This window comes from Halobellus captivus, assembly GCF_003697845.1.
Taxonomy (GTDB): domain Archaea; phylum Halobacteriota; class Halobacteria; order Halobacteriales; family Haloferacaceae; genus Halorubrum; species Halorubrum glutamatedens.
Genome location: NZ_RDQE01000007.1, coordinates 16,444 through 35,519, shown reverse-complemented (window position 1 = coordinate 35,519; position 19,076 = coordinate 16,444). Strand labels below are relative to the sequence as shown.

General features: G+C 53.6%; 14 protein-coding genes. 5 read left to right on the top strand and 9 right to left on the bottom strand.

What is annotated here, in order from left to right:
- Positions 1 to 62: 62 nt before the first annotated feature.
- From brxC to EAO78_RS09380, 4 genes are read right to left on the bottom strand one after another with little or no spacing between them, the layout of a single operon-like run.
- Complete coding sequence (gene brxC, locus EAO78_RS09395; protein WP_122105591.1) at positions 63 to 3,707, bottom strand: BREX system P-loop protein BrxC; 3,645 nt, start codon at positions 3,705 to 3,707, stop codon at positions 63 to 65.
- On the bottom strand, positions 3,700 to 4,269 hold the full coding sequence (locus tag EAO78_RS09390) for a BREX protein BrxB domain-containing protein (RefSeq protein WP_122105590.1): 570 nt from the start codon (positions 4,267 to 4,269) through the stop codon (positions 3,700 to 3,702). The genes brxC and EAO78_RS09390 overlap by 8 nt, the downstream gene beginning before the upstream one ends.
- Positions 4,259 to 5,071: a BrxA family protein gene (locus EAO78_RS09385; RefSeq protein WP_122105589.1), complete on the bottom strand. Its 813-nt coding sequence runs from the start codon at positions 5,069 to 5,071 to the stop codon at positions 4,259 to 4,261. Before EAO78_RS09385 ends, EAO78_RS09390 begins: the two co-directional genes overlap by 11 nt.
- Before the next feature lie 9 nt (positions 5,072 to 5,080).
- On the bottom strand, positions 5,081 to 5,728 hold the full coding sequence (locus EAO78_RS09380; protein WP_122105588.1) for a BrxE family protein: 648 nt from the start codon (positions 5,726 to 5,728) through the stop codon (positions 5,081 to 5,083).
- 117 nt (positions 5,729 to 5,845) lie between these two features.
- Between EAO78_RS09380 and EAO78_RS18430 the strand changes: the two genes are divergently transcribed.
- Together EAO78_RS18430 and EAO78_RS09370 are read left to right on the top strand one after the other, a co-directional pair.
- Positions 5,846 to 7,162 (top strand): metallophosphoesterase family protein, encoded by a 1,317-nt coding sequence (locus EAO78_RS18430; RefSeq protein ID WP_238987656.1) that lies wholly within the window; start codon positions 5,846 to 5,848, stop codon positions 7,160 to 7,162.
- A 116-nt stretch (positions 7,163 to 7,278) separates the two neighbouring features.
- Entirely contained in the window at positions 7,279 to 9,870 is a 2,592-nt protein-coding gene (locus EAO78_RS09370; protein WP_122105586.1) for a DEAD/DEAH box helicase, read from the top strand.
- 86 nt (positions 9,871 to 9,956) lie between these two features.
- Here the strand turns inward: EAO78_RS09370 and EAO78_RS09365 are convergent, their stop codons facing one another.
- Positions 9,957 to 10,400, bottom strand: a complete 444-nt coding sequence (locus tag EAO78_RS09365; protein ID WP_122105585.1) for a pyridoxamine 5'-phosphate oxidase family protein — start codon at positions 10,398 to 10,400, stop codon at positions 9,957 to 9,959.
- A gap of 155 nt (positions 10,401 to 10,555) precedes the next feature.
- On the opposite strand from EAO78_RS09365, the gene EAO78_RS09360 reads away from it, so the two are divergent.
- Complete coding sequence (locus tag EAO78_RS09360) at positions 10,556 to 12,226, top strand: sensor histidine kinase (RefSeq protein WP_122105584.1); 1,671 nt, start codon at positions 10,556 to 10,558, stop codon at positions 12,224 to 12,226.
- Between the two features lie 372 nt (positions 12,227 to 12,598).
- Positions 12,599 to 12,841, top strand: a complete 243-nt coding sequence (locus tag EAO78_RS09350; RefSeq protein WP_122105583.1) for a HalOD1 output domain-containing protein — start codon at positions 12,599 to 12,601, stop codon at positions 12,839 to 12,841.
- Positions 12,842 to 12,950: 109 nt separating this feature from the next.
- Here the strand turns inward: EAO78_RS09350 and EAO78_RS09345 are convergent, their stop codons facing one another.
- Positions 12,951 to 13,229: a hypothetical protein gene (locus EAO78_RS09345; RefSeq protein WP_122105582.1), complete on the bottom strand. Its 279-nt coding sequence runs from the start codon at positions 13,227 to 13,229 to the stop codon at positions 12,951 to 12,953.
- Between the two features lie 149 nt (positions 13,230 to 13,378).
- Positions 13,379 to 14,140 carry a DUF429 domain-containing protein gene (locus EAO78_RS09340; protein ID WP_122105581.1) on the bottom strand — a complete coding sequence of 254 codons (762 nt, stop codon included), beginning with the start codon at positions 14,138 to 14,140 and terminating at the stop codon, positions 13,379 to 13,381.
- Positions 14,141 to 14,461: 321 nt separating this feature from the next.
- Between EAO78_RS09340 and EAO78_RS17700 the strand changes: the two genes are divergently transcribed.
- Positions 14,462 to 14,785 (top strand): hypothetical protein, encoded by a 324-nt coding sequence (locus tag EAO78_RS17700; protein ID WP_136516499.1) that lies wholly within the window; start codon positions 14,462 to 14,464, stop codon positions 14,783 to 14,785.
- 115 nt (positions 14,786 to 14,900) lie between these two features.
- Here the strand turns inward: EAO78_RS17700 and EAO78_RS09335 are convergent, their stop codons facing one another.
- Positions 14,901 to 16,259 carry a hypothetical protein gene (locus EAO78_RS09335; RefSeq protein ID WP_122105580.1) on the bottom strand — a complete coding sequence of 453 codons (1,359 nt, stop codon included), beginning with the start codon at positions 16,257 to 16,259 and terminating at the stop codon, positions 14,901 to 14,903.
- On the bottom strand, positions 16,249 to 19,059 hold the full coding sequence (locus EAO78_RS09330; RefSeq protein WP_122105579.1) for an EVE domain-containing protein: 2,811 nt from the start codon (positions 19,057 to 19,059) through the stop codon (positions 16,249 to 16,251). Before EAO78_RS09330 ends, EAO78_RS09335 begins: the two co-directional genes overlap by 11 nt.
- Between the last annotated feature and the right edge of the window lie 17 nt (positions 19,060 to 19,076).

Here is a 19,076-nt window from a genome sequence, read left to right as displayed (position 1 = left end):
GATTTCAGAGGTTCCAACTGGGATCCAAATCAGTCTGAAAATCTCGAATACCGGTGTATGAGCTATCGGAAGCGGATCTCTACGTCGTCATCCTGATCGAGTAGTTCCTCGACTTCTGCCCGGAGCTCGGAGATTGGTTGGTCGATGTCGTCCGGATCAGTGACGACGATAGATCCGAAGATGGAGTCGATGTCTACACTCTCTCGAACCGTGCCGTCTTCTTCATCGTCTTCTAAGTCGTCGATCTGGGTTTTCGCAGCGTCCTCGTACGCATCGACGGTTTGGATATGCTCAATGAGTCGTGGGAGTGACGGCGTCGGGTTGATGTGCTCTTCATCGGTAATGTCCAGGTCTACTGTTCCTTCTCCCTGCCGTTCCGTCAGATCGGATAGAGCGGCGTTGAGATCGGTTTCTTCGATGTCGGACCCAGCATATGCCCGGACAGTTTCGATGGACTCTGTGTATGTCTCGTGGCGTTTCTCGTACAGGGATTCGTACGTGGTCGTGAAGGCTTCGGCGGCAGTTCGGTAGTCAGTCTTGACATTGTTCCACTGGCTGATGACACCTTCCGTGTCTAACGTATCAGCAACACGTCGAGCAGCTTCACGCGCTTCGTCGCTGATGTCGACGAGCCCAGCGTGGTCATCGGCCTCGTCGACGAGAGACTCCCACTCAGTCGTGATGAATCGCTGGATAGTTTCGTAGGTCTCCAGCCGGTTCTGGCCGCCGGTCTCACCGCAGAATTCGGCCACATCCTTCGCGGTTTTCGTGAGGTCTTCGAGTTCGTCTTCGAAATCGACGAACTGTTTGATGCGCTTGGCCGACGTGGGCTGTTGCAGCAGGTTGTTTAATCGTGTCTGGAATTGCTCTATGTCGTCTGCCAGCGGGAAGTCGACCCGCTGGAGTTGCGAGAGGAGTGTGCTCGTGGTTGAAACCCACTCGTTGGCTGCCTCTCTAATTCCTTCGTCGACGGCCTGGTCGGTCGATTTGACCTTCCGGTCGAAGAGCCGGTCAAGGAGCTGCTTCGCATCAGTTCGCGTTTCGACATCGACGGTCTCCCGCTCGTCGAACGACGTGGACTTGAACTTCGTGACCTGCGTGAACAGCTCCTGTGCTCCGTCCTCAGAATATGTCTCGTACGTTCGCTCCTTGTGCGTCGGAATGACGGATCCGTTTCTAAAGAGCACGGCAGCGGCGAGGCGAACGACTTCCCGGCTCCACCCGTACGGCGGTTCGGCAAAGTGGTCGATCAGATCGCTTCCAGAGCGGGACTCTCCGGCCTTCTCGCGTCGCTGGATTTCATCTTCGACTTCGGAAGCGATGCGGGCCTCTGCGATGAGATCGCCGTCCTGGACGACGCCGAGGTCCGAGAACACGGATGGGTTCGACGAGCCTTGGAGATCACCGAATATCTTCTCAATGTGGCGGTCTTTGACGGTCGCTGATCCGTGTTTGAAGCTGGAGAAGACTTTCGGGATGGCGTTGTTCGTCTTCCGCGACACGAGCGAGCTAAGTGAAGTGCTTGTCGTGTCGAATTCCTCGGTGTCTCCGTTGTAGATGAGTGTGCCGCGCTGGAAGCTCCGTTTGAACTCGCGTTCGACCTCGTTCCGGAGACGTTGGAGATCTTCCTGTTTCTGCCCGAGGGCTTCCTGTTCCTCTTGGCTGAGTTCGTTCCCTCGTTTTGACTTGACGACGGTGTTGATCTGGTAGATCGATTTCAGCTTCTCGTAGATGCTGTGTTGCTTCTCGTCGTCGGCAATCCAGTACAGCGTATCGTCTTCACTGAAACTCTGTGTCTTCAGCCCATCCGGGTCGAGATCTTCGTACCGCTGGTGGATCGGTGAATAGGTTTTGAGATCGACGTGTCCGTTCGACGTGATGGTTTCTCCGTCGATGCTCAGATTCAGCTGGAACGTTTTCCCTTGGTAGTTGACGCGTGATGTTTCGTCGAGGATGTCGTTCAGGAAGCGTTTCGAGGAGCGACGGATGTCGCCGGGGCCGACCTCGATGCTTTTGATTTCGTTTTCGAGTTCGCGCTCGGTCTCCCGAAGGAACCGGTATCCCTCTTCGCTTCGCCCGACGAGCCCGGCTTCGACGAGTGCATCGAGCGTGTCGTGTACGTCGCTTTCTAACTGCTTCGTGGGGCCGAGCTCCGTCTGGAGAGAGGTTGCAATGTTGTCGGCGGTGTTCGGGATCCAGGGGAGTTGTTGGAGTAGATAGAGTGACTTGAGAACGCGGCTGGCGATTTCTGGATCGGCGTTCTTTGGTGTGGCTTCCCGGATGGATTTGACATCGTTGCTCGGGATGTCGTTGCTGATCTCGTCGAAGATCATATCGAGCGTGACGAGTGCCCCGAGCTCGTCGTCGTAGAGATGGGCCTCGTCTTTCAGCACACTCTGTGTGACATCGATGAGCGTTCGCTCGCTGCCCGCGAGTTGGTCATCCGAGCCTTTACCCAGCGCTTTGAACATTTCCGGGAGTATGTCGAGCTGGTACGGAAGGAACGGGTAGCAATCGATGAAGTTCTCTCTCGTGATCGGTTTTAGACTCTGACCGGAATCGAGCTTGTACCTGGCGGAAAGGATGCCTTCGTGCTGATCGTACAAACTCCCGATGGCTTCCCTGGCGTCGCCTTTCTTGCTGAGAACACGGTCACGGACGACCTTGTCGAGGTTTTCGGACGTGAGGTCGAACCGGTGCGGGAATCGATCGATGACTTTCGATTCTTCGGCCTCTTTTTCGAGCACACCGGGGATGAGCTGCTGGAGCTGTTCTTGGGATGTGACTCCGAGGTACACCTTCCCCTTGCCTTTCTGGCCGAACTCCTCGACGATACTCTGGAGTTCTAAGAGGAGCTGTCCGTCATCCCCGATGAACTGGGAGATTTCGTCGATGAAGACGAAGTATCGGGAGTTGTTCCCCGTTTCGCGTTCCTGCTGTTCGACGTACTCGACGATGTCTTCCGCGAGAGTCGAAGCGTTGATCAGAACGTTGTTCTGAACGTCATCGATCGCACGGGCTGCGTCGTCTTCGTCGTCAAACTCATCCGTCGCCTCTACCAGCGCGGTCTCCATATCCGACCGCACAAACATCGCATCCTTCCGAGCCTCTGTCCAGTCTTTCCCGGTGTTTGACTCGATGGTAGCGACGAAGTCATCGTACACGCCTCGTGATTCGAGTTCCTGTTCCATCTGGGCGACCCAGGGCATAGAAGCGTACCCGCGGGACGTGTTGAATTCACGGTGAATGATCTCGGTGATGGATTCGCTTCCAGATGCATCGGCCTTCGCGCCGATCTGGAACATCAACACCTCGGAATCGAATTTGTTCGTGACCGATGAGACGGCTCCGTCGAGCATCTCGTTGCCCTCGATCCGATCGCGGAACATCTCCGCGGCATAGGTATCCCCGAACTCCCGGTTTTCCAGGACGTGACCGAGGATCTTCATGAAGTGGCTTTTGCCGGATCCGAAGAACCCGGAAACCCACATCCCAACGTCCTCTGTTTGGGCGTGTTCCGTGTCGATGACGGCCTCTAGGGCGTCCGAGAAGTGCCGTTCGAGTTGCGGTGTGAGGATGTACTCTTCGAGTTCTTTCTTGACGACGCTCGGGTCATCGTTATCGACTTTGACGACCCGGTCGATCTTCCGATTAATCGGCCGGTAGAAGATCTCGTTGATTTGGTAGGTAGAAGTAGTGTCACTCATGTCCGATCACCTTCGCGCGGTAATATGTTCCCTCAGATTCATCGAGGAATCTTAAACTCTTGTCATCAACGGTCGCCGGATAGCAAAACACGATCGGGGTCTCATCCGGTGTGTTCGTCTCCAACTGCCCCATCAGAGTCGAGGCACTAGCGAACGGGTACAGGATACCCATTCGATACACGATAACGGTGTCTGCGTCTTCAGCCTGCGTGGCAATAGCCGATGCCAGTTGTCCCATTTCGCCGTCGTCGAGTAGTGAGGATTTCAATCCGCTGAGCAGCTGTTCACGATCTCGCCGTTCAAGGTCGATTACGTTGTCGAGGATGCCTCGCTCTTCAAGCACGCTGAAGACGAGGTCACGCATATCGATTGCGGCAACCGTTTGGTCGTGGTACTCCAGCTTCTCGATGAGACTCCGAATTTCCTCATCGACTTCGATTTCATCGGCGGGGTCGTACGTGAACACGATGAATGGAACTCCCGCTCGCTTTCCGACGTCCTCTCTATCCTCTCGAACGAGCCGTTCGACTTCTTCGAGTCGTGTCTGAAAGTCAGAAAGCATCGATCAACTTGTCTACCGTCTCGTATTTCATTCTCAATCGTTCTGTCGATCCGCGTTTCTCATAGTTAATGTACTGTGGCGAAATATCGCGGATTCGGCGCTGGACTTCGGATTCATCCATCAAGAATAGTTTCCAGTCATCGTGTTCGATCACGTCCGATGCGGATGCAGCCTCGTCGTCGAAGAGACGATACACGACGTACGCGATCGTTTCGTCAGGAATGTAGGTGACTGCGAATTCCTTTCGCTGTCTACCTTCTAACAGGCCAAAGTTTCTGAGTGAAGTGAGATACTTCGTTGCTGCCTCATTGATCGTCGAGTCGGACCGGTCACGAAGGTCAGCATAGTCGTCCTTGATGGATTTGATGAACGTGACGATGTCTTCGGCCTGGATAGAGAGAGTGCCGCGCTGGAACTCGGGATAGAGGAATTCGATCGTGATGAGGCGGATGAATGGGTCTTGGGCGAACTCGTAGTAGAGACACCATTCGGCTACATCACTCCGAACGTCAGCTGAAAGTACCCGCATTAGCGGGGTCTCGGTGTAGTCTTCTTTACTCGGGATGTGTCTACGGGTTACTTCGCGGAGAATGTTCGTTCGGTACTCGTCGGTGTTTTTGTTCAGGATGTTGTCTTCGACTACCATCCGCTCCAGTTCATCGTACGATTCACAGTCGGTGTATGCCTGTAGGATTCGCTTGGTCTCGTCGATGTAGGTGCTGTGATGGGCGATTTTTGGGTCAAGACTCGTGGCTTGATCGTCGTTGTCTTCGTCTTCAGGTTCCAGGTGCTCGTTGCTCATAGGGACTCCTCACGCGCTTTCCGATTTAAGTTCCGAGTTGAGTGGGTAATACGGGACGTGTAGCCGTTCCGTATTTTGGCCGTAGCCACGCAGTAGAGTGGCCAGCAGTCGCCATTTCTCTGCCTCAATCTCGGACTGGTCGTATCCCTCTTCGCTGATGCGATAAGAACCACTTCCTGGATCCTGGAGTGAGATGGAAGAGACGGAGATATTCGATGCCATCTGTTCAATAATCGGGTCCGCCCAACCGGTCTCTAGAGACTGGACAGAGAGACCCTCAAGGTCAGTCAATAACGGCTCATCGGAAGCTTTGAGGTCTTCGATGGCAGCTCCGAGTTGTGCTTCGAGCTTTGGACCGAACGAAAACAGCGAGATAGAATCCGCAGGGAGCACATCCGATTCTGCTTTCCGACCGACCTTCATTGCAAGGTTGATCTGAGACTGCAGCCGGGTTTTAGGAGTCACTTCTTCCAGTCTTGCTCGGCCAGTTTCTGAGAGGACGCGTGAGTCCCACCATCCTCGATTATTCGATTCACCAACGCGTTCGATCAATAACCGGGACCCGATAAGATCTAGAAAGAAGTCATCTTCCAGTTCCGCCTCGCGGAGATTCTGCCGTGTTGAGGTAAACACCTCGACGAGATCGTGTGAGGTCATATGTACATCCTCAAGTCGGGATGGCTTAGAACCAGCGCCTCAACTCTTGGAGCACGTAGTAGTATCAGACTCGGTACGGAACAAATATCACCGCACGGCAGGGAGTTGTCGAGTACGATGGGTGCTGAGAACGAGTTGGTGGAGTTGTATGACGGTCTTTCGGTTCTCTATAGCTCGCTGCCTGAGGAGACGGAGTTGGAGTGGAAGCGAGCGGTGAAATCAGTCTTGTACGATGGAGAGCTGTTGGCTGAAGAAGCATCGTGTTATGGGGAACAGCAGAATAAGCGGAACCATAAGAAGCGGAAAGAGTACGTCCGCCGATATGGTGATGGGTCACGGATTACGGATTTTTTAGCAATCACGGTGGCGGAGCCACGGCCACAAGATCGACAGTATGTTCCGTCCGGTGCGGTGATCCCGGTTGCACCGGAGTCTGGAGAGGTGCTCCCGGTACACGTCTCGACGAACGAAGTTGATCGAGCTATTTCACTATTGGCGGAGTTCCCGGCTGAGCCGGCGGCAGATCGGCCGGGTGATGGTGTCGATGTATTGCTTGATCCGGCCCGTGTTCGCCGTGCTCGGGAGAATACAGGACAGGGATCAGGGGGCGATGCGGTAACGGTGCTGTTTGTGAGTGATACGCACCTTGGATATGAGAATCGGGCGGTGACGGGGCGCGGCAAGACGGTGTCGTGGATCAGTGAGGTGTCGAGTACCGAGGCGTTCACACGAATCGTGACGATTGCGATTGAGCAGGATGTTGAAGCGGTTATTCATACGGGCGATATTGTCGATCACGAGGTTGACCAGGAAACTCTCGACAGCGCTGCGGCGAGGTTGGAGCTATTATCCAAGGTAGGGATCCCGGTCTACTGTATCATAGGCTCACACGACCGAGATTCATACGCACCGCAACACACGAATTCGGAGAATGGGATCGCGTGGTTACAACAGCAGGTTAGAAAGGGTACTCTCGTGGAACTCTCGACGAGTCCGACGCCGGTTGCTGGCGGGCCGCTTGACGCGTATGGAATTCCAGCGGGCAATACTGGAATCGACGACGTTGCGAAGTTCAAGCCTCTGGGATGGAAGCCATCCGATATACAGTTCGGGTCGTCGTCACCCGAGCCGAACGTGCTCTGTCTCCATGACGGCGTCACACCGTACCGAGATCGGTCGACTGCTGATATTGATCTGGATCAGTTGCTTAGCCGGTCCGGAGTCTCGTTCGATTGTGTATTGATCGGGGATGAGCATCGACCGAAAGACGATGATTTTGATAACGGATATTCATTCCAAGCGAGAGACGGGACGCCAGTACTCTACACCGGACCAGCTATACGGATTAGTGAGCCATACCGTGATCACGAGTCATTCGTGACGGAGTTGACGTTCGCTGCTGATGGGGTCAGTACGACTCAACACTCTGTATGAGTGTGTAACCGTCTCTCGTAGCGATGCTGTTCTAGTCAGAGGCTTCAACGAACTGTGCGATCGTGAGAGTGAGACGCACCATCACACATATATGACACCGTCCAAGACTATTCGTAGTGCGACGATTTGGGGATCCTGAGTACTGGTCATTTACCGCATACCGCGATGATTTCCTTGCAGACCGCCCCACTATTGAGCAGCTTGCGATACTTGATGAGGAGATCGTCAATAAGGCGCTTCTGTCACGGTACCAAGGCCCGATCGGCCCGAATGAGTGGTCCTTTCTCGGGGGGTACTACGGTGAACTCTTTGGGAGCTTCGTATCTGAGCGCGTTGCAGGGCTTATCGATACGACACCGATTGAAACCCGAGAAGATCAGTTCCACGAGTTCCGGAAGGCGATCATCAGTTTGAATCAGCAGTTGTCGGCAGGTGGGTCTCCGGACGGCACGACGATTTCACGTCCAGCGGAACGCGTGCTCTTAAAACGGCTACGACAGGAGCGGTACGATCCGTCTGATCTGGACGTGTCTCATATTAGTCGTGGCAGCGGGCTGTATTTGCTTGAGTTGTTCGCAACGGCAGCCCAGCAGTCAGTGACGACCGAGACGGACCTGCTCGAAACGTTGCTGGCTCAGACTACTGCGTTCAAGGAGCTTGACAAAGCGGACGCCCGTGCGTTACTGACCCGACCTGTGCTGATGGTGTCTCTCTGGGAGAATCAGCGGGAAGGGCTTGACCACTGGCTTGCGAGCGACGGCGAGGGCATCCTTGAGATGGCGACGGCGACGGGGAAGACGGTTGCTGGCATCGCAGCGATCGCTAACCTGTGCGGTGACGTGCCGGAGAACCCTGAGCAGACCCCGCAGACTGACGATGCGGAGATTATGATCGTCGCGCATTCGAACGCGATCCTCAGTCAGTGGGAGCGAGAAATCCGAGACAGGCTTGGATTGACGACTCGGGCAGGCAGCGGTAGCGGACGCCCGGACAGGTTGTCGTTTTCGACGGCGACAGTGGAGTTTTACACCGCTCAGTCGCTGCTCCCGCGCTACGACCGTGATTTGGCCGATCAATACGATCTCGTGATTTATGATGAGGTACATCACTATTCGAATCTTGACGGTGGGTACGGCGAGGCGATACGCCGGCCGAATTACGACCGTGCGATGGGGTTATCGGCGACGATCGGGGAGCAAACAGACCCGAAGCGGGACCGGCTTGAAGAGATCCTCGCGCCAGTGGTCTATACGTATGATCTGCAGGACGCTCAACGTGATGGAGTGATCCCGGATTTCGAGTGGACTGTTCATCCGATTGGGTTGGATCCGTATGAGCGCGAGGAGTGGGAACAGGCGACTGAGTCCATCACGAATCAGTTCCGAGCACTCAAACACGACGACACGACAACGAAACTGCTCCGCCAGCTGAGTGTGCCGTTCACCCAGCTTGAGGACCTCGGTGATTTCATCCGCGCACACCGGGCGGCAGAACTCGAACTCAACGACGTGCCGGACTCATGGGGGCAGCTCCAAGCGGCGATTCAGAGTCGCAACTGGATCCGGCACCGGTCACAGCCGAAAATAGAAGGTGCAGTAACGCTGGCTCGTGAGTACCTCACCGGCGTCGATGACGGAGTCAAGTTGGTGATGTTCGCTATGGACATCGAAACCGCAGAGCAACTTGGTGAGGAGTTGGCCGACGCGACAGAGAACGTGTTCGTGGTACACAGCAAAATCGCCGCCTCTAGTAACAAGAAGGACCGGATGGTTAATCGCCGGATCGAGCAGTTCTCAGCGGCTGATCACGGTGTCCTCATCGCGCCAAAACTTCTCGACGAAGGGATTGACGTTCCGGATGCAGAAGTCGGGATTAACGTCTCGGGAACCAAGACGAAACTGCAACTCGTTCAGCGGATGGGTCGAGTACTCCGCCGCCACGGCGATCAGGAGCCACACTTCCATCACTTCGTCGCTGTGCCCGAAGGCGACGATCACCTCGCAGGGTTAGACGACAAGCAGTACGTCCAGCAGCGGCACTGGGTGCGTGAACTCGGTGAAAAGATCGGGCAACAGCCGACGATCGACGAGGCGAACGTCGACGAGGCGTTGCTCGCTCGTGCTGAGGCCCGCGGAAACGAACTGTGGGCGCAGGATCTACTTGATGATCTTGAAATCGAAACCGTTCAAGGGTCGGTTCGGATGGATGAGATCGTCGAGGGGCTAACGTCATCAGCGGTGCAAACACTACTCGATACCGTTGATTTCGACCACGATACTGTCGTTGAATCTGACTGGGAAACAGCAATGACACTACTCCGCACGAATGAGTCCCTCACACCAAAGGCACTGCAACGGACATGGTGGCTGTTCCCGGTCTACCGTAACCGACCGGACGAACTCCAAGAACTGCTCCGTAAGGTAGCTCAATACCGTACTGCGTCTGATGCAGCTGACGACTCCAGTACACCAACAGAAACGACGAGCGAGACGAGCACGCACCGGGGCAGCGAAACGTCCCAGGAAGGCTCAGAGAACACAGACGAGACAGAGGAGCCGTCAAGCAGAGGTGATACCCAGACATCTGACTCGCCAGCGCCGGATAAAAAGAGGACTTCCGTCGAGGCCAATAAACAGGATGCTGATGATTCTGGAGAGCAATCCGATGACGGAAGTGTCGTTAGTCGAATCAAGCGTCTTTTTTCGTAGTTACAACGAATAGAAGTGCCCTAGAACTATTCGAAAGGAGCCTACTCACACCGGCAAACATGGGTCACCCATCAGAACGCGCTTGCCTATCGGTCGTCAGGAGTAGGGGTGAAAGCACTGAACTGACGGCCGGATATTGCGGTCGGTTCTAAGCGGTAGTAGTCCATTGTGAATTCATCTGGGGTCGTTTCGGTGTAAACATTCAGAGTTGGAATAGAAGCATTTTCTGCGATTGCTGTGTCGGCCTTGGTTTCGTCCTCTCCAGGGACAGGTTCAATCGAACCCTGAACAAGGACGCTTCTTGTAGGGTTTTCGTCGTAGACCGTCAACGTCGCTGTCTCTGTCGTTTCGAGGAATCTCATCTTCTTGCTATTAGCGGTATAGACAAACTGAAAATACACTTTCTCACCGTCGTAGCCGAACGATTCTGGAATCGAATACGCTTCTGTACCGTCAGTAAGTGCGAGTACACCAACTCCAGACTCGTAAAGTAGTGTGTTAATCTCTTCCTGCGATAATTTATCAGTCATACTAACACGTAGTCGTCATCTAACGGAATATGTTTTGCTTATAGCTTGAACTGCGAGTGGTAGCTCATCTCAATTAGCAGAGAGAAGGTCAGATCGGTCTCTGTCAGAGTACTTGACCAACAGTTATTGATAGCTAGAGAATGTCTTTTATGAGAATGATAGACCCACTTCTTCTCGGTCATCTCATCATTTTCGCGCTGTCTGCGATTGCCTGTGTGGCTGCGATTCCTCAAGCACGGAAGATCCAGCATCCGGGGACACGGGAAGGGTTCGTTGTTTTCCTCGGTTCAGTCGCCCTGTGGTCTGGGGGATACATCGGCTACCTCATCGCACCGACACGGTCGGGAAAAGTTGCGTTCTATATTCTTGGGTTTGTGTTCGCATTCGTCGCTGTCGCGGCCTGGCTCTACTTTTGTGCTGCCTATACTGGCCGCCCACCGCGACACGCCCCGTTCCGGAATCTTATCCTCGGGACGTTCCTCTTTTTCATCGCGCTCAAAGTCACGAATCCACTCCACAATCTCTATTTTACGACCGAATGGGTCACTGAGCCGTTTCCACATCTCGTTATTCACCATGAACTGCTCTACTGGATCGTCTTAGGACTGTCATATGCCGCCATCACTGTCGGATTTTTCGTCCTTATGGAGCGATTCTATCATACTGGCAGTGACAGCCGTCCGCTCGTCGTGCTCGTTGGACTTTCAGGGCTCCCAGCTGGTGCAACGATCATTGGCGGCCAGATTGACTGGCTGCACCCATTAATGTATGAGCCGCCTGGCGTCGCGCTCTTCGCCGTCGGAACGCTGTTTTTCTATAGACAGCGGTTTGAGGGGATCCGCCTCACTGGCGAATCAGACGAACCGGCGATCTTCCTCGATCAGGATACCTGTGTCCGGGATTACAACCAAGCAGCCCGTAGACTCTTTCCGGGGCTTGAGGAATCGTTTGGCAAACCTCTAACTGCTGTGAATACAGCACTTGCGGATCATCTCACGAAGCAAGACGTGCTGGCGATTACGCAGAATGACGAGACACGATATTATGATGTGTCAAGCACGCCGTTCTTAGCTGGTGAGGTGACGACGGGCCAGTTGGTGACAGTTACCGACGTGACCGAACGTGAGTCGTATCGGAAACGGCTTGAAGAGAAAACCGAACAGCTTGAAGCCTTGAATCGCGTGGTTCGGCATGACATCCGGAACGATATGGCGGTGATTCTGGGCTGGGCCGAAATCCTGGAAGACCATATCGATGAAGATGGAGAAGAAGCCTTAGAGCGAGTCTTACAGAAGTCCCGGCACGTGATTCAGTTCACTGAGGTTGCTCGTGACTTCGTTGAGTCACTCTCAGAGGATGCGGATGCTGAATTGGAACCAATCAAACTACAGCCGCTTCTGGATGCGGAACTCGCCGCAGTACGTGATTCGTTCCCGGATGCTCACTTTCAGGTATCGGGTGAACTCTGCGACGTATCAGTACTGGCAAACGAGATGCTCTCCTCGGTCTTCCGGAATATCCTCGAAAATGCGGTTCGACACAACGACAAAGAGACTCCTGAAGTCACGATTAGTTGCGAAGAGGATTCAGACACAGTTCGTGTTCGGATTGCAGATAATGGGCCTGGTATCCCCGATAACCAGAAAGACCAGATCTTCGGGAAGGGAGAAAAAGGATTAGACAGCCCCGGATCTGGGATTGGTCTGTATCTCGTTCATCTCTTAACCAATCAATTCGGTGGTGAGGTGTGGGTCGAAGACAAAGATCCCAATGGTTCGGTCTTCGTCGTCGAGCTACCGATCCATACACCGTTGAATAAGAGATGATTATTTGCAGGGTCTCCACCAGACACGTCCGGATCCGACTTTCTTAGTGCGGAGTTCACCTATGGATTCGAGGTCTTGTAAATAATTCCGAGCGGTATTGCGGTGTATATCGGTCTGAAGTTGTTTTGCGATTTGCGGAGCGGTGAATGGTTCGCACTTGTCGGAGTTGTCTTCGAAGATTGCTAATACGTCGTCTGTTGATGTGCTTGGAGTCCTTCCCGGCATAATGTCGCCTTGCACAATACAGAGAATGGCAACTCGCACTCCGGAGATCTGTATGTGCGCATCGACAAAAATTAGATTCAGGTCCCAAGGAGCCGGATATCGGGTTTTATGGCAAACGAACACATATCTACGGGCAGATGCGTAACGATGAGTGAATACGGAACTCCTACGGAACCGTCACCAAGTACGAAAGTCGTTGAGGCCGTCGCTGATGAATTGGATGTCGACCCGACTGAACTGGAGACTCCGCTTGCAGAAGCGATTGATACGGATGCGTTAGATAATCTCTTCAAAGGCCCGGGAGACTCTGTTGTGATTAGCTTCACTTACTATGGTTACCGAGTCGCCGTCGACGAAGATGGCAACGTTACTCTGACTGAAGACAGCTAACAGCAGAGGATGTCATAGAACGATTCCCAAGGTGTTGTTTACACCCGTAATTAGGAGAGTTAGTCGTTAGAAAGAACCTGTATATTTAGCGGCGGCCCCCCATAGATCGTTAGCCTTCCCTCATCAGGTGACGGAGATTCTGCTGAGTGTTCATATCCTCGTTGAATTCAAAGTCGGTTGCTTCGGAGATTCTCCGCATCGCATTTCTCGTATGTCCTACACAGATTTCGAGTTCTGCGATTGAACGAGTGTCTTCGCTTGCTTGTTTCTTGAATACGCGGCCGCTGTCATCCTCGAACTGGATTACAAGGTAGTGGCCGCCTTTATCGTCGCTAAATTCTTTGAACGAGTCTAACTTCTCCACAAAATCGTTCGCGTCACTTGGCATACCAGAGCCATATCTACTCTAACAACTTAGTGAATGTCATACAAAGACTCGCATACCGCTATTGGACTACGGATGAATCGATAGTTTCAGAGGCTGGACTGAGCGATTCTTATTTAATGTGGGAAGTCTTCTGTGACCCTCTCAACAGCTTAATCTAACTCTGAGGGGGAACGATAGGCCATTCGTTGCGGTGGGGTCGCGTCGGCGTCGTCGGTGAGCAACCAGAACTCATTCTCGGGTGCAGTTGCAGTATACATCGCTGCGAGGGCATCAAGTACGTCATCGACCTCGATCCCGGCAGCATCGTCGATATTGTCTTTGACTGCAGTGAGTGTCGCGCCAACGAGTACTGCTGCGTTGTCAACGACCGTGTCGAGGGCTTCGATACGTTCAGCGGCACCGTGGGCAGTCGTCTTGCTATACTGCGGTGGTGATCTGGAGAACACGGTGAAGCACAGTTCTGGGTGAACTTCGTAGAGTTTGTCCGTGGTATCCTGTGCACAGTCGTCGATGAAGTTGTTCACTTCGAGGATCTGGTTGCGGATGGCGTAGGCAGGTGGTTGGACGCCGACACCGTCTGTTTCTTCGGTTTGCGTAGCGGCACGACTTTTCTGGTTTACTTCCTCAGGAGTGTCAGCTTCGAGGGCTTCACGAACGGGGACACGAAAGACGGTTGAAGTACGGTCAAGATGCGATCGGCAATCCTTGTCGACGGCACGTTCGTTCGGGCCGGTTGGTAACCCGATCGGGATGTCGATACAAAGACGGTCAATATCGTGTCCATCATCGTAGTCTTCCCACACGTCTTTGATTGAGTCGTACGTCTCTGGATGTGGTGCAGCAGAGTTGGGTCGGTGTTCGAGGCAAAGCCAGTGGTCACCGGCCCAGTCGACCCCGAGCGAGGCGCTCATAAGTTGTACTATTACACAGTATTCGTATCAATCTGTCCGGCGATCATCCTATCCCCACAAGACATATAAATGAGCTTCCGTTTTTCACGAATGTAAGCACACCACCGGACACCTAACCCCAACTAATCTCAGGATGCAGAATCCCCGCATCCATAGTAATTTTCGGGAGCAGTCCGGATCCCACCCCCACCCCTGAGTACGGCTGCCGCTTCCAAGCGGAGTCAATACCAGCGGACGGGCAATCATACGCGTCCGAACAGCAGAAGGGCCGATACTCATACAGACCGGCAGATGAACAATCGAGAATCACAACAACAAACTATGACAACAGAAGAACACAATTCAACGACCGGGACTACGACTGATGCGCATCGATCGAGTGACGATAGTGATCTTGCTCGGAAGATGTCAGAAATAAGGTATGAAATAAACGGTCGCGCTGCGGCCGCCGATGCTAAGCAAGAAGAAGAGCTTTACCGAATATTTTATCATCGCCTTACCAAAACCGAACGACATCTTGAGGCGATGCGAGTCGCCCAGGACCCGCAGTCCGAATTCTCGTTCGAACAGATACTCGATGAACTTGATGAGGAACTCGTGCCAGCCGGTAATGGTGCGACGTTAGAAACCTCTGACGAGTCGTAAAGGGGAACCATCCGTGTAGCGACTAGAGCTAACTAGGTTCGACGAGATGTGATTGTTGGGAGACTCTCCTGATATGAGATGTTTCAATACCCATTATATCTCGACCTCAGTCGACTTACGGCTTGATTGTAGGGCTATCAGGAAATGAATCAGCAGCGAACGAACGGAACAAATCAACATCGTCGGTGAGTAACTCGCTCCCGTTCAGGTGAATGAGCTCGTCAGCAGTACCGGCTGTTGAATACCCGTTCGTGATGAGGAGACTAGTGACCGGTAGATCTGGATTGTCAATGAGGTAGTCGTCGTGGTACGCAAACCGTCGGTAGGTAGCCAACTCCTCTAGTCCCTGCCGGAATGTTTGAGCTGCGGATGAGTACTTGACTTCGCCGAGAAGCACGGCGACGAGGTCGTCGTCTGGGGAACTCGTGTCGTAGATTTCGATAACGATGTCGGGGCGACCTCGATACAGAACAGGATCTTGATCGCTCCCAGTCAACCCGCGAAGTGCGTTGGTATAGTCGACGAGCGCGTCTTGGTAGCGTTTGAACGTCGGGTGGGCGGGTACAACGTCTGGGTCAAGGGTTTCGTGGAAGTCGATCGCGCCGTTCTGGTCGTGGAAAATATCGATGCGTCGGTCATCGGTTTCGAGTTGTGCCAAGGCGGTACTTTCACCGGCGATTGGATGAAGTCGTACACCGGGAGTTTCGTCGTTGAGATACCGGAGAATCCGGAAGATGCAGAAGAGTTCGAAGAGCGTTGGCGTGGATGCTGGAATGATGAGCGTCTCGGTCAGGAGCTTGGTGATGTCCGGATCGAATCGATTCGATTGTAATCGTTGGTACCGGTCGAGGAGTTCGTAGGCTTCCGTGTACAGGTCGAGGCGGGAGCGGCGGGCGGCCGTGAGGTCTTGGTCGGTGACGGAGATTTGCTGTCCGGGAGCGATACGGTTCAGGTGGACGTTCTGCTTGTAGAGCCGGTCAAAGTGGTCGATCTGGTCGTCGGTCCAATATTGGCGACGCCAGTCATACTCGACACCGCGGAGATCGGTCGTGACGGTACGATGAACCTGCCAGAGTAGACGTTTCAGAACACGGTTTTCAGCGATGTCGTACTCGGTATAGGGCGTATCGCAGACGAATCGGCTCTTATCGGCGTAGCCGCTGTCTGACCACGTCCGTAACGTCCCACTCCAATTGATAGAACCACGAACCTCACCTTGGGTGTCGACGTGTTCGCGTTGATTTTCGGTTTTGATCCGGCGGACTCGTTCTGGGAGCTTGCTAATGAAGTTGTGAACATCCTCACTCAGACAGAAATGGATGCGTTTGATTCGATCCCAGTCGTCAATGTCGAGGCCTTCGTAATCGAGTGACCGCGTGAGCACCCGCGGGTTGATCGCACCGCTCCGAAGATACGTGGCCAGTTCTTCAGTTGTGGCGTCGACGAGCGCGTCGGCAGTCAGGCTACGCGTCATCGTCGAAATTGATACCGAAGAAGTCAGCAGCTTTCTCCTTCAGTCGTTCTCCATCCAAGTCGAGATTGATGTCGCCATTTTCGGTGGGTACGTCGGTGTCTGTGAGCGAGCGAATCAGTTGTTTTTGATCCTCAGGTCGCATCCCTTCGAGCTGCGGGTACACGAGCGAGACAACGGCTGATGAGAGCGCTTCACTCTGGGTCCCGCCGGCGTGCTCAAAGGAGTCAAGGTACCGAATGATGTCGTAGACGATGGACGGTCCGATGACGCGGTGTTTGTTGATGCGCTGCCACAGCACAGTAATTACTGGGTACGACGCCTCAAGCACGGGGCGCAGTCCGGGGTTGTCAGCGAGCCATGCGGTCGAGTAATTATCGTCGGCATCTGGATCCAAGAGTGACGTGCGGACTGCGCCGTCGTCAGTGGTGAGTGGCGGGACACCGACGTGGATGAAATTGAAGCGGCGCATAAACGCGTAGGACATCTCATACAGCGAGGTTTTGTCATACGTGTTCATCGTAGCGATGAGACGCCACGACGGCGTCACGGGAAACGCATCCGGGTTCGCAATGATCTCAGCAAGCTCACCATCACTGGCGTGGTCACTCACAGAAAGCAGTTCGACGGTGCGCTCGCGTTCATACGGAAGTTCCGTGGAGTCACCGGAGAGAACGGAGAACAGTTGACCGAATGCTTTGTCGATGTCAGACCGGTTGATTTCGTCGATAATGAGCCACTCATTAACGATTCGGTCCTGCCGGAAGCATTTCAAGAACAGGCGAGGCTCAAACAACAGTTCCTGACCACCATCATTCGTGGACGGGACGTATCCACCGATCGTGTCGAAGGCGGTCCATTCTGAGGTGGCTGTCGTGAATCGGTACCCATCGACTTGCTCGTGGGCCGTTGCTCCGTCAGAAACCGCCTTGGCGAGTTTGGTTTTCCCGGTTCCTGGCGGCCCGGTGAAGATGATGTGTTTGCCAGAACGAAGCGACGCTTCGATTTCGCGTTGCAGTCGAGCGTCGTCTTCGAAGTAGAGCGTCTCTGGAATCTGCGCGTCGATCTGCGGTGGGGAGAGTTTCTGTTCGAACCTGTCCAATGCCTCTTGACTAACGCCATCTACTGCAGGCTCTTCCAGTGCGAGGATTGTCTCGTACTCATCTTTCGTCAGTGGGAACAAGCTACCCTGAGCCCCATTCGTAATCGGGGTCGCATCTTCGAGTTCCGGAATCGCATTCAAATCGCCCCACGTGATGCTCTCAATACGCCGATCAAACTGGATTCGAACACCAACATCAGATGTCGTCTCTTGGTCACTATCGGTGGTTTCCGGTTGTTCATCTGTCGTTGTGCCCCCTTGATGATCTCGCTCTGGCGGGATTACCTCGCTTACCGTACCTTCGGCCACGATTGCTTTGACCGGGGTAGACTCGTAGAACAGGACACGGTCACCGGGAGCAGCTGATCTGAATGCGTCGAACAGCCGTTTCTTGTTCCCCTTCTCGTTGTAGGCGTTATAGAAGATCTCGCTCCCGTCAGCAATATCGTCGACGGACCAGATAGAGGGATTGGCTGTCGCCCAAAAGTAGTTCGTCGCCTCGGATGGTGATGCTACCAAGTTGGACGTGTTGATACCCGCTGTCTCAAGCAGGTATCGGCCCGCTTCGGGCGTGAGGTGGCAAAGATACGCTTGAATAACATTCCCGTTCTTGTCGAGTGGATACCGCTCTTGCTCTTGTCGTACTTCGGAGTTCTGTAGTTCCTCTCGGAGTTCCACTAGTGGGAGCGGTTCGTCAAGACGGGTTGTATCGACATCGACGCGATAATACTCGCCGCCTTCCATCTCGGTGAGTCGTGCTTCGGTCGTGACGACGGAGCACGCACGAACTGCCTGGTTAGTGTAGTGGAAGATGATGTCGCCTGTTTCGAGGACCGTCAGATCGCGTTGCCACTTCTTATCTTGTGAGCGGAGAAATTCATCATTGAATTCGACCTCGCGGTTCTGGTTCACCCAGTAAAACGAAACATCGTCAATATCGAGGTCATCAACTGACTGTTCAGCTTCCGATTCACCCTCTAGCTCGGCTTCGTCTCCCTCTAGCTCGGCTTCGTCTAGTTCGGCAAGATCCTGCTGTTCGATCCAATTGAAGAAGCTATCTAAGTGACGGAAATCCTCATTGAATGGGTAGGAATCCCGCACCGTTCGGAATTTGTTTGCGTCTTCGATATACTGACGCAACTGTCTGGACATCCCGTAGCCGAAATATTTCTCCATACCAGTGCGAGACCGATCGTTACTGATCGGATATTTTGTTGGATGAACAAAATACAGAATAGGGGAAATGATACCGGCTTGAACTCCACCAATATCCAATGCGGCGAACTCTTCGACTGCCTCGTCGATTGTTTCTCTATCATCGGATTCGATCACCGTTTTGAGAAATTCGTAGGTCTCCTCTTCGTAGCCTTCTATCGGCACCGAGTACGTCCCCTTTCCGACGATTCCTGTCCCTTGTTCAATGCAGTCGTTGATTTCTGTCTTCGAGGCTGAGTCAATCGCAAGATCGTCGATCCGTTCTTTCTTCATTTCCAGACTCAGCGCATTGTCGTTCTGACACAGGTTGTACACCGTTCGCATCGCATACTCATCGATCGATCCGGTGTCAACGATCGCACGGACAAGTGTCTGTACGGCCTCGGATGTGTTCCTGACGTGTGCTTTGTCTTGTTCCCAGTCTTTGTTGGAGACGTACTCCTGTACGAGAGCGTCAATATCAAGCGACGAGTCAGCCTCGCTCATTACTCGCCTACTGACAC